We start from the raw sequence: 16,499 nt of genomic DNA on the forward strand, positions 1-16,499 counted from the left end.
GGGCCAGGTGATATCCAAGCTGGGGTGGTATCAGCTCAACCAATCGTTTATGCTCTTCCATGGGCCACCTCCTGGCGGGGGCTGGCCCTTATTCTTAGCCTTTCTCAAAGTTTTGTCGTGTACTAAGGGACGTTCTTAAACATCTCGGGTTGGTTGGGCGGATATGCTCATTAGAAGTTTCCGGTATTTAATCACTTAGATAGCACCGGGTTTCGCCCCACCCAGGCCAGCGCCTACTTTCAGACCCGGCGGGGTAGACCCTTTCGGAGCTGGGTGAAGGGGAGCTATGCAGTGGGGACACGCAGTCAGCTGATCCTGGGAGTACTCTCGGGTAGAGGCCCCAGTGGGGACAGCTCCCATCTCTCCACGCTCAAACGAAGGGTGAGCCCTTACGGGAAACGGGGGAACTGGGTCATCCTGGCGGACGGTGGGTTTGATGGACGGGGGGTAGGGCCCCGTGACCTGATTCCGCCGGTTCGGCGCAGAGGGGCTTTGAAGGCCACTGAGCGCAAGGCGCGAGCCGAGTTGGTATCTCAGGCCAGGCTCGACGGTCTGTTCGGGCAACGCTGGAAGAGTGAGACGGTGATATCGGTGCTCAAACGCAAGTTCGGCGAGGGGGTGCGTTCTCGCAAACCCCGCCTGCAGATGCGGGAGTGCCGGGTCAAGGCGTTGGTCTACAACGCCTACCGTTAGTCGGCTTGCTACATCGAGGGAACTTTGCAACAGAGCAATTTGCAAACCTAAAGTTTGGGCTATTGACCATAGACCATCGGCCATCCGCCTTTCTTTACCACTTCTACACAATGCCCTGGCACACTACAATCGCTAAAGGAGGGTACATGAAGAGATTGCTGAGCCTGCTGGCTACCCTGGCTTTGGGTCTGGCGCTGGCCCAGGGAGGGCCGCCCAACATCACCCCGGAGATGCGGCAGCGGTTTGAGGCCTACCGTCCGGTCTTTGACCTGGTGGCCACGGTGGGCCTGATGGACGAGCTCGAGAAACAGCGGGGGCTGGCCTTCACCAAGGCGCAGGCCCAGAAGCTCTTGCCCATTCTGCGCGACCTGCAAAACCGGGCCGACCTGAAGCCCGCCGACGCCAGCAAAATCCTCTCCAACATCGAGGACAACATCCTGACCCCGGCCCAGCTCAAGTGGATGGATCAGACCATCCTCAAGCAAAGGGAGGAAGCCCGCCAGCGCCGCGAGCAGGCCAGCGGGCAGAACCCCCAGGCGGGGCAGGGCAATTTCCAGGGGCCACCGGGGGGCGGAAACCGGGGCGGGCTCTTCCAGGCCATCGCCCAGGGCAAGCCCTACAACCCCTTCAAGGAGCAGCCGCGCGCCGCCGATAACCTCAAAAACGTGATTGCCTTGCTTGCGAAGAAGTAGGTGAGGGTATGGCCAGACTGCTTTTTGTGCTGCTCTTCTTAGGGGCTGCCCTGGCGCAAAGCCGCCTCGAGCTGATTCCCGCCCAGAGCGAGGCCCGCTACCGGGTGCGAGAGCAGCTTGCTGGTATCAACTTTCCCACCGATGCGGTGGGCGTCAGTAAGCAGGTGCAGGGCAGCGTGCGCCTCGACCGGAGCGGGCGGGCTTTGGAGGGGTCGCGCTTTGCAGTAGACCTTTCGGCCCTTACCAGCGACGAAGCCCGCCGCGACAACTACCTTCGCCGCAACACCCTGAACACCGCGCAGTTTCCCCTGGCCGAGTTTGTGCCCAAAGAGGTACGCGGCCTGAGTTTTCCACTGCCTCAAAGTGGCAAGGTACCGGTGCAGATTGTGGGCGACCTGAAAATTCGGGACGTTGTTCGCAGTGTCACCTGGGAAGGCGAGGTGGAGTTCCGCGGCGACACTGCCCTTCTACAGGCCCAGACCCGCTTCACCTTCCGCGATTTTGGCCTGGTGCAGCCCAGGGTGTTGGCGGTACTCAGCGTGGACGAGAACATCCGCCTCGAGGTGAGCTTCACTTTGCGGGTGCTGGAGCGCTAGACAGATTGCTCAGAAACGCTTCTAAACGTGCTTGAGAGTCAATCGGGGTGAGCATCTGCAGGGTTTCGGGGGTGACCTCGAGGCCCGCCCGAATAACCCCCAGCCACCCCACATGCACCCCCAGCGGCTTCTGGGGCTTGCCGTGCATCTGGGCAATGTGGTTCAGGTTCCAGGCCGCCAGGATCTCGGCCAGGGTGCCCACCCCGCCCGGCAGGGCCAGGCAGGCCACGCTCACGTCAATGAGCCGCTCGATGCGGGTGAGCAGCGACGAAGACGGTAGCTCCAGATCCACGTGCACATTGGGCCCATCGCGGTGGGGAAACAGGACGGGCGCGGTGATGCCCACCACCAGCCCACCGGCCTCCTTGGCCCCTTGCGAAACGGCCTCCATCGCCCCGTTGTACCCGCCCGTAGCAACGCCAAACCCAGCCTCGGCAATGGCCCGCCCCCAGGCGTGGGCCTCGGCATAAGCCGGGGTGCCAGGCTGCACCCTGGACGAACCAAACACAGTTACGAGTCGCATATCTACAGGGGGCTAGACGATACGTTCCAGTTCCATTGAAGCTCAATGCCCTGGGCTTGCAGGGCACGTTCCAGATTGTTTTCGTGCTGCCCCAGGCGGTTGATCAGGTCGTGCAGGGTTCGGGTGGCCAGGAAGGCTTCTTCCAGGCCAATCAGGCCCGCACCTAGCGCCTCGAACAGTTCGTGGGTGTCCATCAGGGTCAGGGTTCCGTTATGAGCAATGCCCAGATCCAGATACAGGTCCTTGACCTTCAGAACATGCCCTTCCCGCTCGACCTGCACGATGTCTATGTAGAACTCGAGGGGGTAGTCGTCCTGGTGGGTGGTGTACTGGCAAATTTGCAGATGCTGTTCGGGCAGAATATGGGCCTTCCAATAGCGGAAAGTAGGGTGCCCGACAAATGCTCGCTCGACATACACCCCGTGGCGGTGTTCGTGGTACAGCGCCACCGGAAAGGTGCCTGCCTTGACCGTGTGGGTTTTGGCAACCAGGTTGTGGGTATGCACTTTGAGGTGCATACGGCATTGTATGGCAGGATGAGGTGGACAAATACCCCGAAGCCCACGTTCCTCGTTGCAAAACGAATCTAGACCGTTCCTCTCAACTGCCCCCCTGGTGGCAGAAGTGTGAGTGTAAAGTTGGTTCTGTCACCCATGCTGCCTGCACCTCATCGCCCGGCAAACTGCCAGAGAGACCCCCGCAAAGTACGTCCAGATAGCCTACTTCACGTAGGTCAGCCAGGCCTCGTATTTGGGGTTTTTGCCCTGTACCACGTCCATGTAGGCGGCCCGGAGCTTCATGGTGTGCTCGCCGGCCTTGCCGGTGCCAATGGCCCGGTGGTCGAGGTAGGAGATGGGTGTGACCTCGGCAGCGGTGCCAACCATGAACATCTCGTCGGCCATGTAGAGCTGGTCGCGGGTGGCCCGCACCTCGCGCACCTCGTAGCCCAGGTCGCGGGCAATGGTGATGACCGAGTCACGCGTGATGCCCATCAGGTTGACCGAGTGTTCGATCACGTAGAGGGTACCCCCCCGCAGGAAGAAAATGTTCTCGCCCGAACCCTCGGCCACGAAGCCTTCCTTGTCGAGGAGCAGGGCTTCGTCGGCCCCGGCCTGCTGGGCCTCTACACGGGCCAGGGCGCTGTTGACGTAGTTGCCCCCCACCTTGGCCTTGCCGGGCATTACGTTGGCGGGGAAGCGGGCCCAGGAGGAGGTGATGAGCCGGGCCCCTTTGCGCACGGCCTCATCGCCCAGGTAGGTGCCCCACTCCCAGGCGGCAATCATCACCTCGGCGGGGTTGTTGGGCAGGGGGTTCACACCCAGGGTGTTGGCACCCATCCAGGCCAGCGGGCGGATGTAGCAGCTTTTGTAGCCGTTGGCCCGGATGACCTCCACAATGGCCTGGTTAATCTGCTCGGGGGTGTAGGGCATCTCGAACATCATCACCTTGGCGCTGTGGAAGAGGCGCTCGGTGTGTTCGTGCAGGCGGAAGATAGCGGGGCCTTTGGGGGTCTCGTAGGCCCGGATACCTTCGAAGATGCTGGTGCCGTAGTGCAGGGCGTGGGTCAGCACCGAGACCTTAGCCTCTTCCTGGGGCACCAGTTGCCCGTTGAACCAGATCAGGCCTGCCTTCATTTTGCTGTCGCCGCCAACGCTTTTGGGTTTGGTTTCGGTTGACATAAGTCCTCCAGGGGGGGTCTACTGCGGATGGGCTGTATACGCTTGGCATAAGCCCCTGACGCTTTGGCAGGAAAGGGCCGCCAGTGCTTCAATCATACCTCTTTGAGCAAAGAGGCCAGTGTTTCGGGCAGCAGGTGTCGGTAGGCCCGAACGTCTTTCTCGCCGGTGCGAAGCTGGAGGTAGCGCCTGGCGGTGTCTTGCAGGATGGGCATCAGTTCGGGCTGCTGGATGACCTGGGGCAGAAGCTCTCGGAGCTGGGCCTCGAGCTTCTGCTGGGCCAGGTAGCGGGCGGCCTCGAGGGGGTTACCCTCGAGGCGGGTCTTGAGCGGAAAGCGCGAGAGTCGCCCTGCCTCGCGCTGTACGGCGGTGTCGCTCAGGAGCTTCTGACAGGGTTTGCAGGGACGCTCAGGGCTGGGGGCGCCGCAGATGGGGCAGGGCGGGTGGGGGTTCTCTTTCTGCTTCTGCAAGACCGCCCTTCCGGCCCGGAGGATTATGCCCTGAAGCTGATCTGGAGCGTGTCTGGCAAGCTCCTGCAAACGTGCTTCTTCGCCCGGGCTGAGCCGCGGGGGGGCTGGTGGTGGGCTTTTGGGCCTGGTTTTTGGGGCCGCCCCAACCACAAACCGCAACTCCTGCACCACCCCTGGAAGCCGTTCCTGGTAGCGCCGGAGAAACTCCTCGCGCAGGTAGGTCAGTTGGTGCGCTACCACCGAGTCGGTCACCCGCACAAACAACACCCCGTCCTCCAGGAGCTCCGCCTCGGTAAGTTCGCTCAGGGCAGGCCCGGCAATCTCGGGCCAAAGCACCAATGCCCGGCCTCGCTGAATTCCTGCATTGAGTCCTTTTTGTCGCAAAATTTTGGCGACAATTTCGGCAGACTGTTTGGCCTTGGACATCACTTCAGGTTAAGCAACAAAGCCCAAACCAGCCAGAGCAAGAACACACTCGAGGCCAGGAACACCGGTAGCCCCAGCAGCGAAAAAGCATATTCATCCGAATCAATGAAGTCTCTGTTGGGTTGGAGACGATCACCTGGGATTGCCGGGCGAGTTGCTTGAGATAGGGGAAAAACTGAACCAGGGTACTCAGAGCGTACCAGGCCAGCATCACCGCAGTAGCTGCCAAGGCTAGGAATAATGGCGGCAATATCGAGGAGGTCAAATATTAGGCGATTCATGGGTTTTTTCTATTATAGAGCCCCCATGCTTTGGCCTTTCAATATCTTGTTTTCTATGTACTACACCTGCAACTTGACTGGGTACTAAGTGCGCCCGCGATAGAAATATCATGCTGCTCAACGAAAGTGCGAATTCTGGGGTTTGCAGCGGCGCGGCCTCGTGAATCACCCTTTCCCTACCCATTACGTTTCTATCGTGGAAATACTTACCCGGACTCGAGGCTGAAGAAGGGTTCTCGGGGTATGGTGTGAGCGTGGACTTAAGTGCTGCGGGGTGGGCTGTGGCCCTGTTGGCGGCGTGGCTGGTAGGCGCTTCCAAGACCGGGCTGTCGGGGGCCGTGACCATAGCGGTGGTCTTGTTTGCCAGTATTATTCCGGCCCGTGAGGCCACGGGCGCTTTGTTGCCAGTGCTCATTTGCGCCGATTTCATTGCGGTCAGCATGCTCCGCAAGAACGTACGCTGGCAGGAGCTTCTACGAATTTTCCCCTGGACTGCGGTGGGGGTTGGCCTGGGTACGGTGATGCTCTACTTCAGCAACGACGCACAGGTGCAGCGGGTGATTGGCGCGATTATCGTGGGCATGACCACGTATCAGCTCTACCGCAAGGCCCGGCGTCTGAACGACGTGACCATCTCGGCACATCCGGCTTTCGCCCCCAGCATGGGGGTAGCTGCTGGTTTTACTACCATGGTGGCCAACGCGGCAGGGCCCTTTGTGCTGATCTACATGCTGGCCATGCGGATGGGGAAGCTTGAGGTGGTGGGCAGCATCGCCTGGTACTTCCTGGTGGTCAACCTGTTCAAGGTGCCCTTTGCGGTGGGGCTGGGCCTTATCACCTGGGAATCGCTCTTTTTCAACCTGTGCCTGGTGCCCGCCGTGGGGCTGGGAGCCTGGGCAGGCCGACGCCTCCTGGACCACCTCCAGCAGGACACCTTCGAGTGGATGGCCCTCACGCTGGCTTTGCTGGGCGGGCTTCGTTTGCTGCTGGCCTGAGGGTGCTTTTCGATGCAGGCCAGACATCTGGGCCAAGCGGAACCCGGCTTATAAGTGTGCTTTCAGCCTTCAGCTTTGGGCTTTCGGCCAAATATCTGGTAATACCAGCTGTAAATGTAGCCAGCTTTCAACGATACCCAGGGTGGAAGTGGGTGGTAGGAGGTGGGTAGTGGGTCTCCAACATCTGTCCCCTGACCCCTGTTCCCTACCTCACCGCTCCTTAAGTATGCAAAGCGTTCAAGCAAAAATGCTATGAGCCTTTAACGTTTGCGCTTCTTTTTGGACGGGTTTCTTTGCCCCGACTTCGGCTGGGGTTTGGCTTCGACCAGCGGGGCTCTGGCCCAGGCCCGCCGCAGCCAGAACAAAGCCCATACCGAAGCCACAAAAAGCCCCAGCGAAACAGCAAAAGCCATGCTGGCCATCCGAAGCCAGGAGGGGTGGAGCCGCTCCCCGGAGGGCAGGGTGACGAAATCGCTCGAGCCTGCCAACAACCCCGCATGGGGCAGCAGGCGCCCCAGGGTAAAGCCCGCCAGCAGGGCCACAATACCGGCCAGAATGGCCAGCGAAAGCAGGAAGGCCCAGGCCAGCCCGCGCTGGGCCTCGCGGATGGAGTCGGGGTTCACACCATGTTCCTTTGCCATGATTTGGTTGCCTTCGGTTGATTTTGCTCCATTTGGGGCCCCCGCGGGAAGCGTCTTTCCGGCAGCGGGTACGGGTGTGTTGTCTGTATCGAGCTAGTCCATCATGTGAAAGCTTCCCGTGGGGTAACTAGCTCCACACCCCCGCCTCAATCTCGATCACGGCCCCCCCACCTGGGGTCTCCAGTCCGGCCAGAATGGCCTGGGGCAGGCTCTGGGCGTAGGCCAGCAAGGCCCCCCGGCGGCGGGCGTCTAGCTCGGTGTTCCATTCGTCTACCAGCAAGAGCGGGGCCTCTTCGTAGTGAGACCAGAGCAGGCGGTGTTCGGCCAGGCGCAGAGCCAGGGCAATGCTGCGGCACTCCCCCCGGCTCCCAAACCGGGCAGCCTCGCGGCCCGAGAGCAGAAGGGTCAGGTCGTCGCGGTGAGGCCCCACACTGGTGGCGCCGCGCTGGAGGTCGTCGGGCAGGTTGTCTTCCAGGGCCTGCAGGAAGCGCTCGGGGTCGGTGGTTTCGAAGAGCTCCAGGCCCAGCTCTCCCGGCGCCAGCTCGCGGTAGGCTTCGCGGGCCAGGGGGGCCAGCTTGGAGAGCATCCGGCGGCGCAGGCTCAGGATTTCGCTGCCATATTTGACCAGCTCCTGGTTCCAGATGCCGATGGAAGCCTGTAACGCGCTGGACTTTCCTTCTTTTTTGGAGGCCGGGCCCAGGCCGGTTTTCAAAAGGGCGTTGCGCTGCTGCAAAGCCCGGCTGTACTGGCTTAGCATCGCACGGTAGCGGGCCGAGAAGCGCGAGAGCAGTACGTCCAGAAAGCGGCGGCGTTCTTCGGGAGGCCCCAGCACCAGTTCCAGATCGTCGGGGCCCAGCAGCACCGCACCCGGCAGTTGCGAAAGCTCGCGCAGCGAGGCCGGGGCCTCGTTGAGCTTGTGTTCGCGGCCCTCGCGGCTGAGCCTTACTTCCAGGCGGCTGTTGCCAAACTGGGTCTCGATCTCGGCGTGTATCCAGGCTTCACTCTCGCCAAAGGCGATGCGTTCGGTCATGCCGTTGCGCAGCTCGCCGCCCAGCACCAGCTCGATGGCCTCGAGCAGGTTGGTCTTACCCTGGGCGTTGCCCCCCACAATGGTGGTGAGGCCCGCCCCCGGCGCAAAAAGCGGGGTGCTCAGGTTTCGAAAGTTTTTTTGCCGCAACCGCAATAGACGCACCACTCACAAGGCTAAAGGCAGAAGGCCCAGGGCTCAAGGCCCGGAGGCTCATTTGCGGCTTCCGTTCGAGGCTTGGCGGAACCACACCACCAGCAGATACACGCCCGCGACCAACATCCCGCCCGGCAGGGTGAGCAGGGCAAACCAGCCCATCACCCCCAGCGCGTAAAGGGTTTCGCCGTAATCCCGCCCCCCTACCACGCAGGGGTTGACACTCCCTTCGTGCAGGGTGCAGCCATTGGCCTGGGCAAAGGCTCCGGCCAGCAGCGCCAGCAGCAGGGGGCCCATGCTCAGGAGCGCAATGATACCCAACACCAGCCCATGTCGCAGCCACGGCTTCATTGCAGCAGTGTAGCTCGAGGCCCTCCCGAGGCCAGCAGCCCAGGTAAGATGACCCCATGACACGCGGGTTCTGGGTGTTGCTGCTGGTGGTTTTGGGAGCCGGGGCCTGGGGCAAGGGAGACCATGCCCTTGGGGAACAGGCAGTGCCTGTAAACCGGGGCGTGGTGCTGCCCTTTGCGGGGCCGGGCGGCCATGCCCTGGCGCAGGCGGTAGCGGGAGGGCTGGGGGTGGCCCCGCCTTCGCTGGCCGCCATTTTGTTGCCAGACATGCCCTGGCAGGGCAGCTACGACCTGGCCGCGGGCTCGCTCTTTAGCGCCGGGGGAGCGCGGCTGGCCTGGGAGATTAGCGGGGCAGCCTGGCTACTGGTGGGACGGGTAGACCCGCAGGGCTGGGTGCGGGTCTTCTTAGCCGACGCACGGGGCATTCGCAGTGCCCGCTTCAGCCGGCCCGAGCTGGTGCTGTACTGGGTGGCACGCCAGACCGGGGTCAGACCGGGAGCCTGGCGGCTCGAGTCCGCCCGCAACGACGACTTTGCCCGGCTGGCTCGGGGCGACCTGACCGTACAGAACACGCCTCTCCCCCTCCCCTATTACCGGGCCGCCATAGCCGTGCGAGAGGAAGGGGTGAACTCGCTCTTAATCACCGAACAACTCCCCAGAGAGCTGCAAGATTTCTGGAGCCAGGTGCGGCAGAACAAGCTGCCGCTGGCCTACCAGGCCCTGGTGGACTTCTCCGAGCGCCGCCGCACCGAGGCGCTGAACGCGGCCCGCAACCTGGCCGAAGGAAAGGTGTATGAGCGGCTCACGGCCCTGCTGCTCTTTCGGGGTCTGGAGGACAAGCAGTGGGGCGCAGTAGCCCGCAACCTGACCCAGCTCGCCCCCGAGATGCCGCTGGCCTGGGAGGAGCTGAGCTTTGTGGCCTTTGACGAGAACAACGCCCCCCTCGCCAGAGAGGCCCTCGAGCGAGCCGCGTCCCTTTTGCCCGAGAAAAACCTCTACTGGACCAACCTGGGCTGGGCCTACTATCTGCAGGGCGATTACGCCCGCTCGGTTCGGGCTTCGTTGCGTGCCCTGCGCCTCGAGGCCCAGGCCCGCGAGGAATACGCCGTGCCCGCCTACAACCTGGGGCTGGTGCGGGCCCGCTACGGCGATCACCTGGGCGCCCTCGAGGCCTACAACCTGGCCCTGCGGGTAGACGAGGGCTCAGAGTTCCAGGCCGCCCTCAAGGACTTGCAGGAAACCCAGGAGACCCGGCTGGAGTTCTGGCAGGGCTACCTGGCCGAGCGGGCCGGTCTGAGGGAGCAGGCCATGGGGCACTACCGAAGCTTTTTGCAAAACCACCCCAAAAGCCCGCTCTCGGCCTGGGCGAACCGCGCCCTGAAGCAGATGGCCGAGGCCAAAACCACCCTCTCGCTACAACGCCTGATGCTGCGGGCCGACGACCTCGAGGCCCGTCCCTTTGCGGCGGGCGAAGCGGTGTTCCCGCAGGTGAGCCTCGAGGGGTTTCCCTACCTGGGCGCGGCCACCCTGGTCACCCGCTTGCTGGACGCCCAGGGCCAGCTACTGCAAAGCGCCAGCAAAGCCGTTGCGGTGCGGCCCCTGACCACCGGCCTGGTGCAGACCGGGGCGGCAGTGCGGCTGCCTGCCGAGGGCACCTACACCCTCGAGGTGCTCTACGGCACGGCCAGCGCCCGCCTTTCGCTCACCGCCGGGAAACCCAGCCTGGCCCGCCAGCTCTACACGGCGGGGGTGGAACTGCGCAACCTGGGCAACGCCCCCTTGCTGAGTAGCGCCCAGATGCTCTCCCCCCAGGGCGAGGCCCTGGTGATCCAGCAGGTGCAGGCCGCCCTGCGCGAAGCCGCCCCGAGTGCGAGGCGCAACGCCAGCCTGAACCGCCCGCTCCTAAGGGGCCCCTACAGCGGCCAGAGCATCGTCGAGCTGCTGGAAAAAGCCGACGAAGCGGTGGTGCGAGCCTTCCTCGAGGCAGTGGTGCGCCAGCCCGACCTGATAGGCGATCAGGATGTGGTCAATAGCTTTGTGGCCTGGCTGCAAAACAACCAGCGTTAGCAACCTACGGGGAACATCAAACAAAGAACTCCTTCTCGAGCAAGCGCATAGGGGTTGCCCAAAGCCAACGACAAAACACTGCGGCAACAGATGATGACAAGAATGGTAATGACCAGAATCCGTTTCCTGTGGAGACCTTCATGAGCGCTGAACTGGCTGCTGTTTCCTTCGCGTTGCTCTCCGCCATCTCCTGGGGGGCAGGCGACTTTAGCGGGGGGGTGGCCTCGCGGCGGCTCAACCCCTACCTGATCGCCCTGCTGGTGCATTTCACCGGGTTTTTGCTCTTTGTGGGGCTGGCCTTGCTGCGGGCCGAGGCCTTTCAGCCGCAGGACATTCCCTGGAGCATGGCGGCAGGGCTGGCGGGCTGCGTGGGGCTGGTGTTCCTGTACCGAGCCTTCGAAGCCGGGCAGATGGGGCTGGCAGCGCCCATTGCCGGGGTGGTGGGGGCGGCCCTGGCGGCTTTGGTGGGGTTTGCGCTCGAGGGCCTCCCCACCCCGTTGCAACTGCTGGGCTTTGGGGTGGGGCTTTTGGGGGTCTGGCTGGCCGCCCGCCCGGAAGGCGGCGCGGGCCCCACGCGGGGCCTGGTTTATGCGTTTCTGGCCGGGCTGGGCTTTGGGGGCTATTTCGCCCTGATTCACCAGGTCGAGGGCCTCTTCTGGCCCTCGGCTATAGCCAAGCTGGTGGCCACCACCCTGATGCTGGGGCTGGTCTTCTGCCTGGGAGCGCTCCGCCGGGAAGCCCGGCTCTTCGCCAGCCTGGGCCTGGTGGGCCTGGCCGGGGTGCTGGATGCTGGGGGCAACGTGCTTTTTCTGGTGGCCGCCCAGACGGGCCGCCTGGACGTGGCCGCCGTGATTTCCTCGCTCTACCCGGCCTTCACCGCCCTGCTGGCCTGGGGCTTGCTGCGCGAGCACCTGAGCCGGGGCCAGACCGTGGGGGTGTTGCTCTCGCTGGTGGCCATTACCCTGATTGCCTCGGGTTGAAGACGAGGGTCGTTGCGGCAACTTCAGGTATGTAGCCAACTTTCTTGGATGCACAGGGTGGGGGTGGAGGGTGGGAGGTAGGCGGTGCGCTTCCAACCCCATCACAGCTTCAGGCCGTACTCGTAGCCCCAGGGGAAGGTCTGCAAGCGCACAAACCCCATGCGCTCGTAAAAGGCCACCGCGCCCGCGTTGCGCTGTCCCACCCCCAGGTGTACGCCCGGAACGCCCAGCCCGCGCAGCCGGTTCAGGAACACCTCCATCAGCTTGCGGCCCTGGCCCTGGCCCTGAGCCCTGGGCAGCAGGTCTATGTGCAGGTGGGCCGGGTATTCGGGGTTGAGGCTCGAGGGAATGTAGCCCTTGTGAATCAGTCGAATCATGGCGGCATCTTTGGAGACGTCCCCTTCGGGCGGCAGGGGATATTTATACCGCAGCGGCGGCAGCCATTCGGCTTCCATCCAGGCGGCAAACGCATTTGAATCGCGGCAGCCCAGCACATAGCCACACACCCCTTTCTCGTCGGTGAGGACAAAGGTCAGGTCGGGCTCGTGCACCGCATAGGGCGCGGCGTAAATATGACCCAGCAGGTCGGGGTCGCGGTACAGCCCGCTGGCATCGGCCCCGCTGTCGCCGGTGAGCAGGCAGACGCGGTAAAGGTGGGGCAGGTCGGCGGGCGCATAGGGGCGGATGGTAAACGCCATGCGCCCATCCTACGCGGCTAAGTGATTGCCCAGAAAAAGGCAAGCACCAAAAATCCCGCTCCTGTCACAACCATGCTCCATAAAGTGTAAGCAACCAGCACGGGCTGCACTCGCATAAAGGTACGCAACCACTTGTAGGTCAAACCAAAAAACGCCTGGAACATCAGTACTAAGCCCAGCAGGGCAAGCCAGACCGACGGTTCTGGCCAGGTGTAGCCTTTTGCTCTCCATTGGAGAAACTCAGCCACAAACATTAGGTTCCCCGCTGTGAAATATAGCCCGCGGGCAATCATGAGCAGTACCTGGAAGTATGGTGGAATCACTTTTTGAGATTCTTGGGTCATAGGCTCCTCCGAGAAAAAAGTCTGTTTTCTAAACTGGCCGCCATCATTGGAGGGCGAATAGAACTATGCAGCGTGCAGTTGCGTGTTGACACTAGAGTAGGCAACCATGTGCCCTCAAAACAGAGTAGTACGAAGCAAGCGCCACTCCGTATGCGACTACCGCATACCAGCAAGCCGTTGTCCAGCTTGGGTGTACTCGAGCAGCCAGCCAGAATCAGCAGCAATCATTAGCCAAACCGATGCAGTACGAGCAATACGCACCATCACACCTCCTTGGAAGGGAACGCATGTTGCAGGCGCGGACGTTTTTGTGTTGATAACACGATATTAGGAGCTTCCCCACCCCACTTTTTGTAGTCAAGGTCTCTTTATCCGCTAAATGCATTTAGGGTATTCCTGCTCGATAACCTGAAGAAACCTGGGTGCGCACGAGCATGTACACGGTCTACTTCTGAAAAACTAATCCTCGAGCAACCCCACAAAGCTCTGGGGGTCGGGGTCTATGCGTAACCGCGCCCCGCGTACGGGGGGCAGGTTTTCCATCAGGGTCTGGATGCGGGCTTCCGAGCTTTTGAGGAGCAGGTGAAACACGTACTGGCCCCGCAGGCGGGCCACAGGGGCCGGGGCCGGGCCCAGCAGCTCGCCCGGCTCGGCTTTAGGTTTGAGCGCTGCGGCAAGCTGAAGGATGGCGTCGCGGGCCACGGCCTCCTTGGGGTGGGCCACCTCGAGCTTCACCATCCGGCTAGCCGGAGGGTAGCCCAGGGCCTGACGCAGGGCCAGCTCCATCTTCATAAAGCCCTGGGGGTCGGCGTGCTCGAGGCCGTCAGGCGCGAGCCCACCGAGCGAGGGGGAGGATTCGGTTGGCTGCACCAGCCTCGTCTGACGCTCGAGGGCCCGGTGGGCGGGGTGGGCGGGCTCGAAGGTCTGCAAGGCCAGCAAGGGGCGGCGGTGGGGGTGCAGGTCGGTGAGCTGCCACAAGAGCCGGTAGTAGCGCTCACCCGCCCGGAAGTCGGACTCGAGGATAAAGCCGTCGGCATAGGGCAGGAGCACCAGGGCCAGCTCCGGCAAGACCGGCCCCCGCAAGATGGCCGTTGTACCCACCAGCACGCCCGGTTCGCCCGCCAGCAGGTGGCCCAGGTCGTCCTTGGCGTCGGCGGTGTAGCGGTAGCGGGGCAGGGCCGGGAGGTGCTGGGCCAGGGCTTCCAGGAGCCACTCCACCCCCGGCCCCTTGGGGTCAAAGACGTCCGAATGGCAGTTCGGGCAGAGGTCGGGGGCCTTTTGCTCGTGGCCGCACTGGTGGCACTGCAACAGACCCACCCGACCACTTTTGTGATAGCGCAGCGGCAGGGCGCAGTTGGGGCACATGGCCTTCCAGTCGCACTGCTTGCAGCGCAGTACCGCACTGTAGCCGCGACGTGCCGAGAGCACGATGGCCTGGCGTTTTTTCTCCTGCACCTGTCTTAACAGCGCAAGGGCCGCGCCCGAAAGGGGCCAGCCCCGCTCCAGCCGCATGTCCAGCAGGTGCAAACGGGGGGTCGGCGGCGGCAGATGGTGGGCGGGCTCATTCCAGACCTCGAGGCTATTCACGCCCGCACAAAAGTGCAGGGAAGCGCCCAGCCCCAAAGCGCGTAGCCGGGCCAGCCGGGGCACAAAGGCCCTCGAGCCCCCCGGTAGCTTGTAGGCTTCCGAGGCCTCCTCTACCAGCACCAGGCGTTTGAAATCCAGCGGCAACAGCAGCCCCTGGTAGGTCGCCAGCACCAGCTCTCGCTGCCCGGCCCCCGCAGCCACCTGCGCCCACCCCTTGCGGCGTTCCTCGGCCTTCATCTCGCCGTGAAAAACGATGGCCTGGGGGAAGAACGGCTGGAATTTTTTGAGCAGCGAGACCTCGGGGAAAAGCACCAGGGCTGGCCCGTCCTGTACCAGCCAAACCAGGGCGCGAATACGCTCCAGGAGCCGCCCCCCTTCCAGCCGCACCGGGAGGGTGGGGAGAGGTAGGGGCTCGAGTTTTCGCGCCACCACCGCTTCGGAGGCCGGTTCTACCTCCACAAAGCCGATGTAGCCCTTGTCCACCAGGCCCTTCACCACCCCCACCCCCACGCCCGCCGCCCGGGCCAGCGCCGCCATGCTTTCCACCTGCCGCAGGTCGCGCAGGGCATACCAGGCTGCTTTGGCCTTCTCGCCGAGTTTTTCCGAGGGCTCCTGCAACACCACCAGGGCCTGCTGCCGGCTGTGCTGTTCGGACACTTCTTCCTGCAAAACCCCGGCCTCGCGCAGATAATCCAAGAGCTTGGGGTCAAAGCCCCGGGCCTCCTGCCAGCCTTCGGCCAGGGCCTCCAGGCCCCTGGGCAGCACCGCCGGGTCGGCCTCGGGCAACAGCCGCACCCGGTGCAGCAGGGGGGGCTCGAGGAACGGCAACAGGTCATTTAGTAGCGTGCCCACCGTACAAAAGCTGTCGCGGGCTGCCAGGGCCAGGTACTCGATTTCGGCAGACCGTAGCCAGGGCCGCTCGTCCAGGTAGGCAATGGCTTCGCGCAGGGCAAAGCTCTTATGCTGCCCCTCTTCGCGCCCCACCACCATCCCCACCCGCAGCTCGCCACGCCAGGGCACCACCACCCGGTAGCCCAGCGCGTCGTCCCCCCGCGTATCGGCATGGGGGGGCAGGTACGACATAGGCTCAATGGGCAGGGGCAGGGCAACCTTCAAGACCCGCATCCCGCTCAGATTACCCGAAGGGGCCTATTGGGCTGAACATCTATAAAGCAGTTGTCATGCCGACACCCATCAGCCACAAGCCATAAACCATAGACCATTGACTATCGGCTATAGGCTATGAGCCATCGGCTCCGGATTTACGCTTTGGGAATCGAAGCCAGCTGCCGGATGGGCTGCCGGGGGCTGCGGTATAGCAGATCCTGGGCGTGTTTCAAGGCCTCTTCCAGGGTTAGGCCGTTGCACACCACCCAGACCACCCGGGCCTGGGGAAACCGCCGGCTCAAACGCTCGGTCAGCTCGTGCCCGCTCACCAGCCCGATGTGCAGGCCGCAGAACTGGTCTTCGCCCACACGGTAAAGCCCGTCCCCCTGGCGCAGGGCATCTTGCATTACCTGAGCCAGCTCCTGCAGAAGCTGGGGGCGCTGCTGGGAGACCCCCAGCAGCCAGTAAGAGAAAAGCAGCGGCTGGTCGCTGCGGCTGGCCAGGGCCTGGTAGCGCTCGTAGTCGGCCTCGAGGGCCAGGTGATTGCTCAAGCCGGTCTGGCGATCCCGCAGGGCCACTTTGGAGAGCTCCTGGTGGGTGGCCTCGAGTTTGTGGATCGCTTTGAAAACCGAGAACCCGACCAACCCACCCAGAACCCATAGCGGCCATACCGCCCAGTACAACCCTGAAGCCGGGTGCGGAAGCAGCATCGCCAGGAGAATGGCCCCCCCTACCATCACCCACAGCCCGCCAAACAGGGCCAGCACCGTCAGACCCAGGGTGGCCACGGTGGCGCTGGCATACAGGGCCATCTCCCGATCCCACCCCAGGGCAAGGGCCGTCCAGGGCTGTTGGCTGGCCCATACGAAGATTCCCAGGGCTGCAATCAGGTGCGCAACCAGGGCGGTTTTGGGGTAGCGGCGGCTCAGCGGAAAGGCCGCCAGGGTAACCAGCAGATAGACTACCGCTGAAACCTGAATCACCCTCTGCTCGAGCCAGAGTTGCGGCAGGGCCAGGGCAACCCCCAGGAGCAGGGCCATATTCCAATACAGGCGCCGGAACCATGGCCAGACGGATTCAATAGAATGCACCATAAGCGCCATTGTAGGTGGGTTTTTGGGCTTCATTTGCCCAAAGTGGGCGTAAACCATGCCCCTTGCGTTACGGCACCAGGGTTCCCGCGGGATTTG

General features: G+C 63.1%; 17 protein-coding genes and 1 pseudogene. 6 read left to right on the forward strand and 12 right to left on the reverse strand.

Annotated elements, in window-relative coordinates; all coding sequences use genetic code 11:
• Positions 1-255: 255 nt before the first annotated feature.
• The 3 genes and pseudogenes from J3L12_RS13580 to J3L12_RS13590 form a co-directional block, all read left to right on the forward strand.
• Positions 256-693: pseudogene (locus tag J3L12_RS13580) on the forward strand (transposase); the annotation flags it as partial.
• 146 nt (positions 694-839) lie between these two features.
• Positions 840-1,385 (forward strand): hypothetical protein, encoded by a 546-nt coding sequence (locus J3L12_RS13585; protein WP_208015595.1) that lies wholly within the window; start codon positions 840-842, stop codon positions 1,383-1,385.
• Positions 1,386-1,393: 8 nt separating this feature from the next.
• Positions 1,394-1,981 carry a YceI family protein gene (locus tag J3L12_RS13590; protein WP_208015596.1) on the forward strand — a complete coding sequence of 196 codons (588 nt, stop codon included), beginning with the start codon at positions 1,394-1,396 and terminating at the stop codon, positions 1,979-1,981.
• Here J3L12_RS13590 and J3L12_RS13595 read toward each other — a convergent pair.
• From J3L12_RS13595 to J3L12_RS13615, 5 genes are all read right to left on the reverse strand, one after another.
• Positions 1,956-2,504, reverse strand: a complete 549-nt coding sequence (locus tag J3L12_RS13595; protein WP_208015597.1) for an LOG family protein — start codon at positions 2,502-2,504, stop codon at positions 1,956-1,958. The two genes, J3L12_RS13590 and J3L12_RS13595, sit on opposite strands and share 26 nt — an antisense overlap.
• A gap of 2 nt (positions 2,505-2,506) precedes the next feature.
• Positions 2,507-3,022: a DUF402 domain-containing protein gene (locus J3L12_RS13600; RefSeq protein WP_208015598.1), complete on the reverse strand. Its 516-nt coding sequence runs from the start codon at positions 3,020-3,022 to the stop codon at positions 2,507-2,509.
• A gap of 201 nt (positions 3,023-3,223) precedes the next feature.
• Positions 3,224-4,183, reverse strand: a complete 960-nt coding sequence (locus J3L12_RS13605; RefSeq protein WP_208015599.1) for a branched-chain amino acid transaminase — start codon at positions 4,181-4,183, stop codon at positions 3,224-3,226.
• Positions 4,184-4,275: 92 nt separating this feature from the next.
• Complete coding sequence (locus J3L12_RS13610) at positions 4,276-5,076, reverse strand: DUF721 domain-containing protein (RefSeq protein WP_208015600.1); 801 nt, start codon at positions 5,074-5,076, stop codon at positions 4,276-4,278.
• A complete protein-coding gene (locus J3L12_RS13615) occupies positions 5,076-5,357 on the reverse strand; it encodes a hypothetical protein (protein WP_208015601.1) in 282 nt (93 codons plus the stop codon). Before J3L12_RS13615 ends, J3L12_RS13610 begins: the two co-directional genes overlap by 1 nt.
• Before the next feature lie 254 nt (positions 5,358-5,611).
• Here J3L12_RS13615 and J3L12_RS13620 point away from each other — a divergent pair, with 254 nt between their 5' ends.
• A complete protein-coding gene (locus J3L12_RS13620; RefSeq protein ID WP_208015602.1) occupies positions 5,612-6,352 on the forward strand; it encodes a sulfite exporter TauE/SafE family protein in 741 nt (246 codons plus the stop codon).
• 260 nt (positions 6,353-6,612) lie between these two features.
• Here the strand turns inward: J3L12_RS13620 and J3L12_RS13625 are convergent, their stop codons facing one another.
• From J3L12_RS13625 to J3L12_RS13635, 3 genes are all read right to left on the reverse strand, one after another.
• A complete protein-coding gene (locus J3L12_RS13625) occupies positions 6,613-6,993 on the reverse strand; it encodes a hypothetical protein (RefSeq protein ID WP_208015603.1) in 381 nt (126 codons plus the stop codon).
• A 127-nt stretch (positions 6,994-7,120) separates the two neighbouring features.
• The gene (gene recF, locus J3L12_RS13630) at positions 7,121-8,185 is read right to left on the reverse strand and encodes a DNA replication and repair protein RecF (protein WP_208015637.1); all 1,065 of its coding nucleotides are present in this window, start codon (positions 8,183-8,185) and stop codon (positions 7,121-7,123) included.
• Positions 8,186-8,233: 48 nt separating this feature from the next.
• Complete coding sequence (locus J3L12_RS13635) at positions 8,234-8,527, reverse strand: hypothetical protein (protein WP_208015604.1); 294 nt, start codon at positions 8,525-8,527, stop codon at positions 8,234-8,236.
• Between the two features lie 56 nt (positions 8,528-8,583).
• On the opposite strand from J3L12_RS13635, the gene J3L12_RS13640 reads away from it, so the two are divergent.
• The gene (locus tag J3L12_RS13640) at positions 8,584-10,593 is read left to right on the forward strand and encodes a hypothetical protein (RefSeq protein WP_208015605.1); all 2,010 of its coding nucleotides are present in this window, start codon (positions 8,584-8,586) and stop codon (positions 10,591-10,593) included.
• A gap of 140 nt (positions 10,594-10,733) precedes the next feature.
• Positions 10,734-11,573 carry a DMT family transporter gene (locus J3L12_RS13645; RefSeq protein WP_208015606.1) on the forward strand — a complete coding sequence of 280 codons (840 nt, stop codon included), beginning with the start codon at positions 10,734-10,736 and terminating at the stop codon, positions 11,571-11,573.
• 101 nt (positions 11,574-11,674) lie between these two features.
• On the opposite strand, the gene J3L12_RS13650 is transcribed toward J3L12_RS13645, so the two are convergent.
• From J3L12_RS13650 to J3L12_RS13665, 4 genes are all read right to left on the reverse strand, one after another.
• Complete coding sequence (locus J3L12_RS13650; RefSeq protein WP_208015607.1) at positions 11,675-12,271, reverse strand: GNAT family N-acetyltransferase; 597 nt, start codon at positions 12,269-12,271, stop codon at positions 11,675-11,677.
• 17 nt (positions 12,272-12,288) lie between these two features.
• On the reverse strand, positions 12,289-12,615 hold the full coding sequence (locus J3L12_RS13655) for a hypothetical protein (RefSeq protein WP_208015608.1): 327 nt from the start codon (positions 12,613-12,615) through the stop codon (positions 12,289-12,291).
• Between the two features lie 459 nt (positions 12,616-13,074).
• The gene (locus J3L12_RS13660) at positions 13,075-15,327 is read right to left on the reverse strand and encodes a primosomal protein N' (RefSeq protein ID WP_208015609.1); all 2,253 of its coding nucleotides are present in this window, start codon (positions 15,325-15,327) and stop codon (positions 13,075-13,077) included.
• Positions 15,328-15,464: 137 nt separating this feature from the next.
• Positions 15,465-16,349 carry a diguanylate cyclase gene (locus J3L12_RS13665; RefSeq protein WP_208015610.1) on the reverse strand — a complete coding sequence of 295 codons (885 nt, stop codon included), beginning with the start codon at positions 16,347-16,349 and terminating at the stop codon, positions 15,465-15,467.
• Positions 16,350-16,499 lie beyond the last annotated feature (150 nt).

Origin of the sequence: Meiothermus sp. CFH 77666 (assembly GCF_017497985.1) — a bacterium.
Classification (GTDB): Bacteria; Deinococcota; Deinococci; order Deinococcales; family Thermaceae; genus Meiothermus.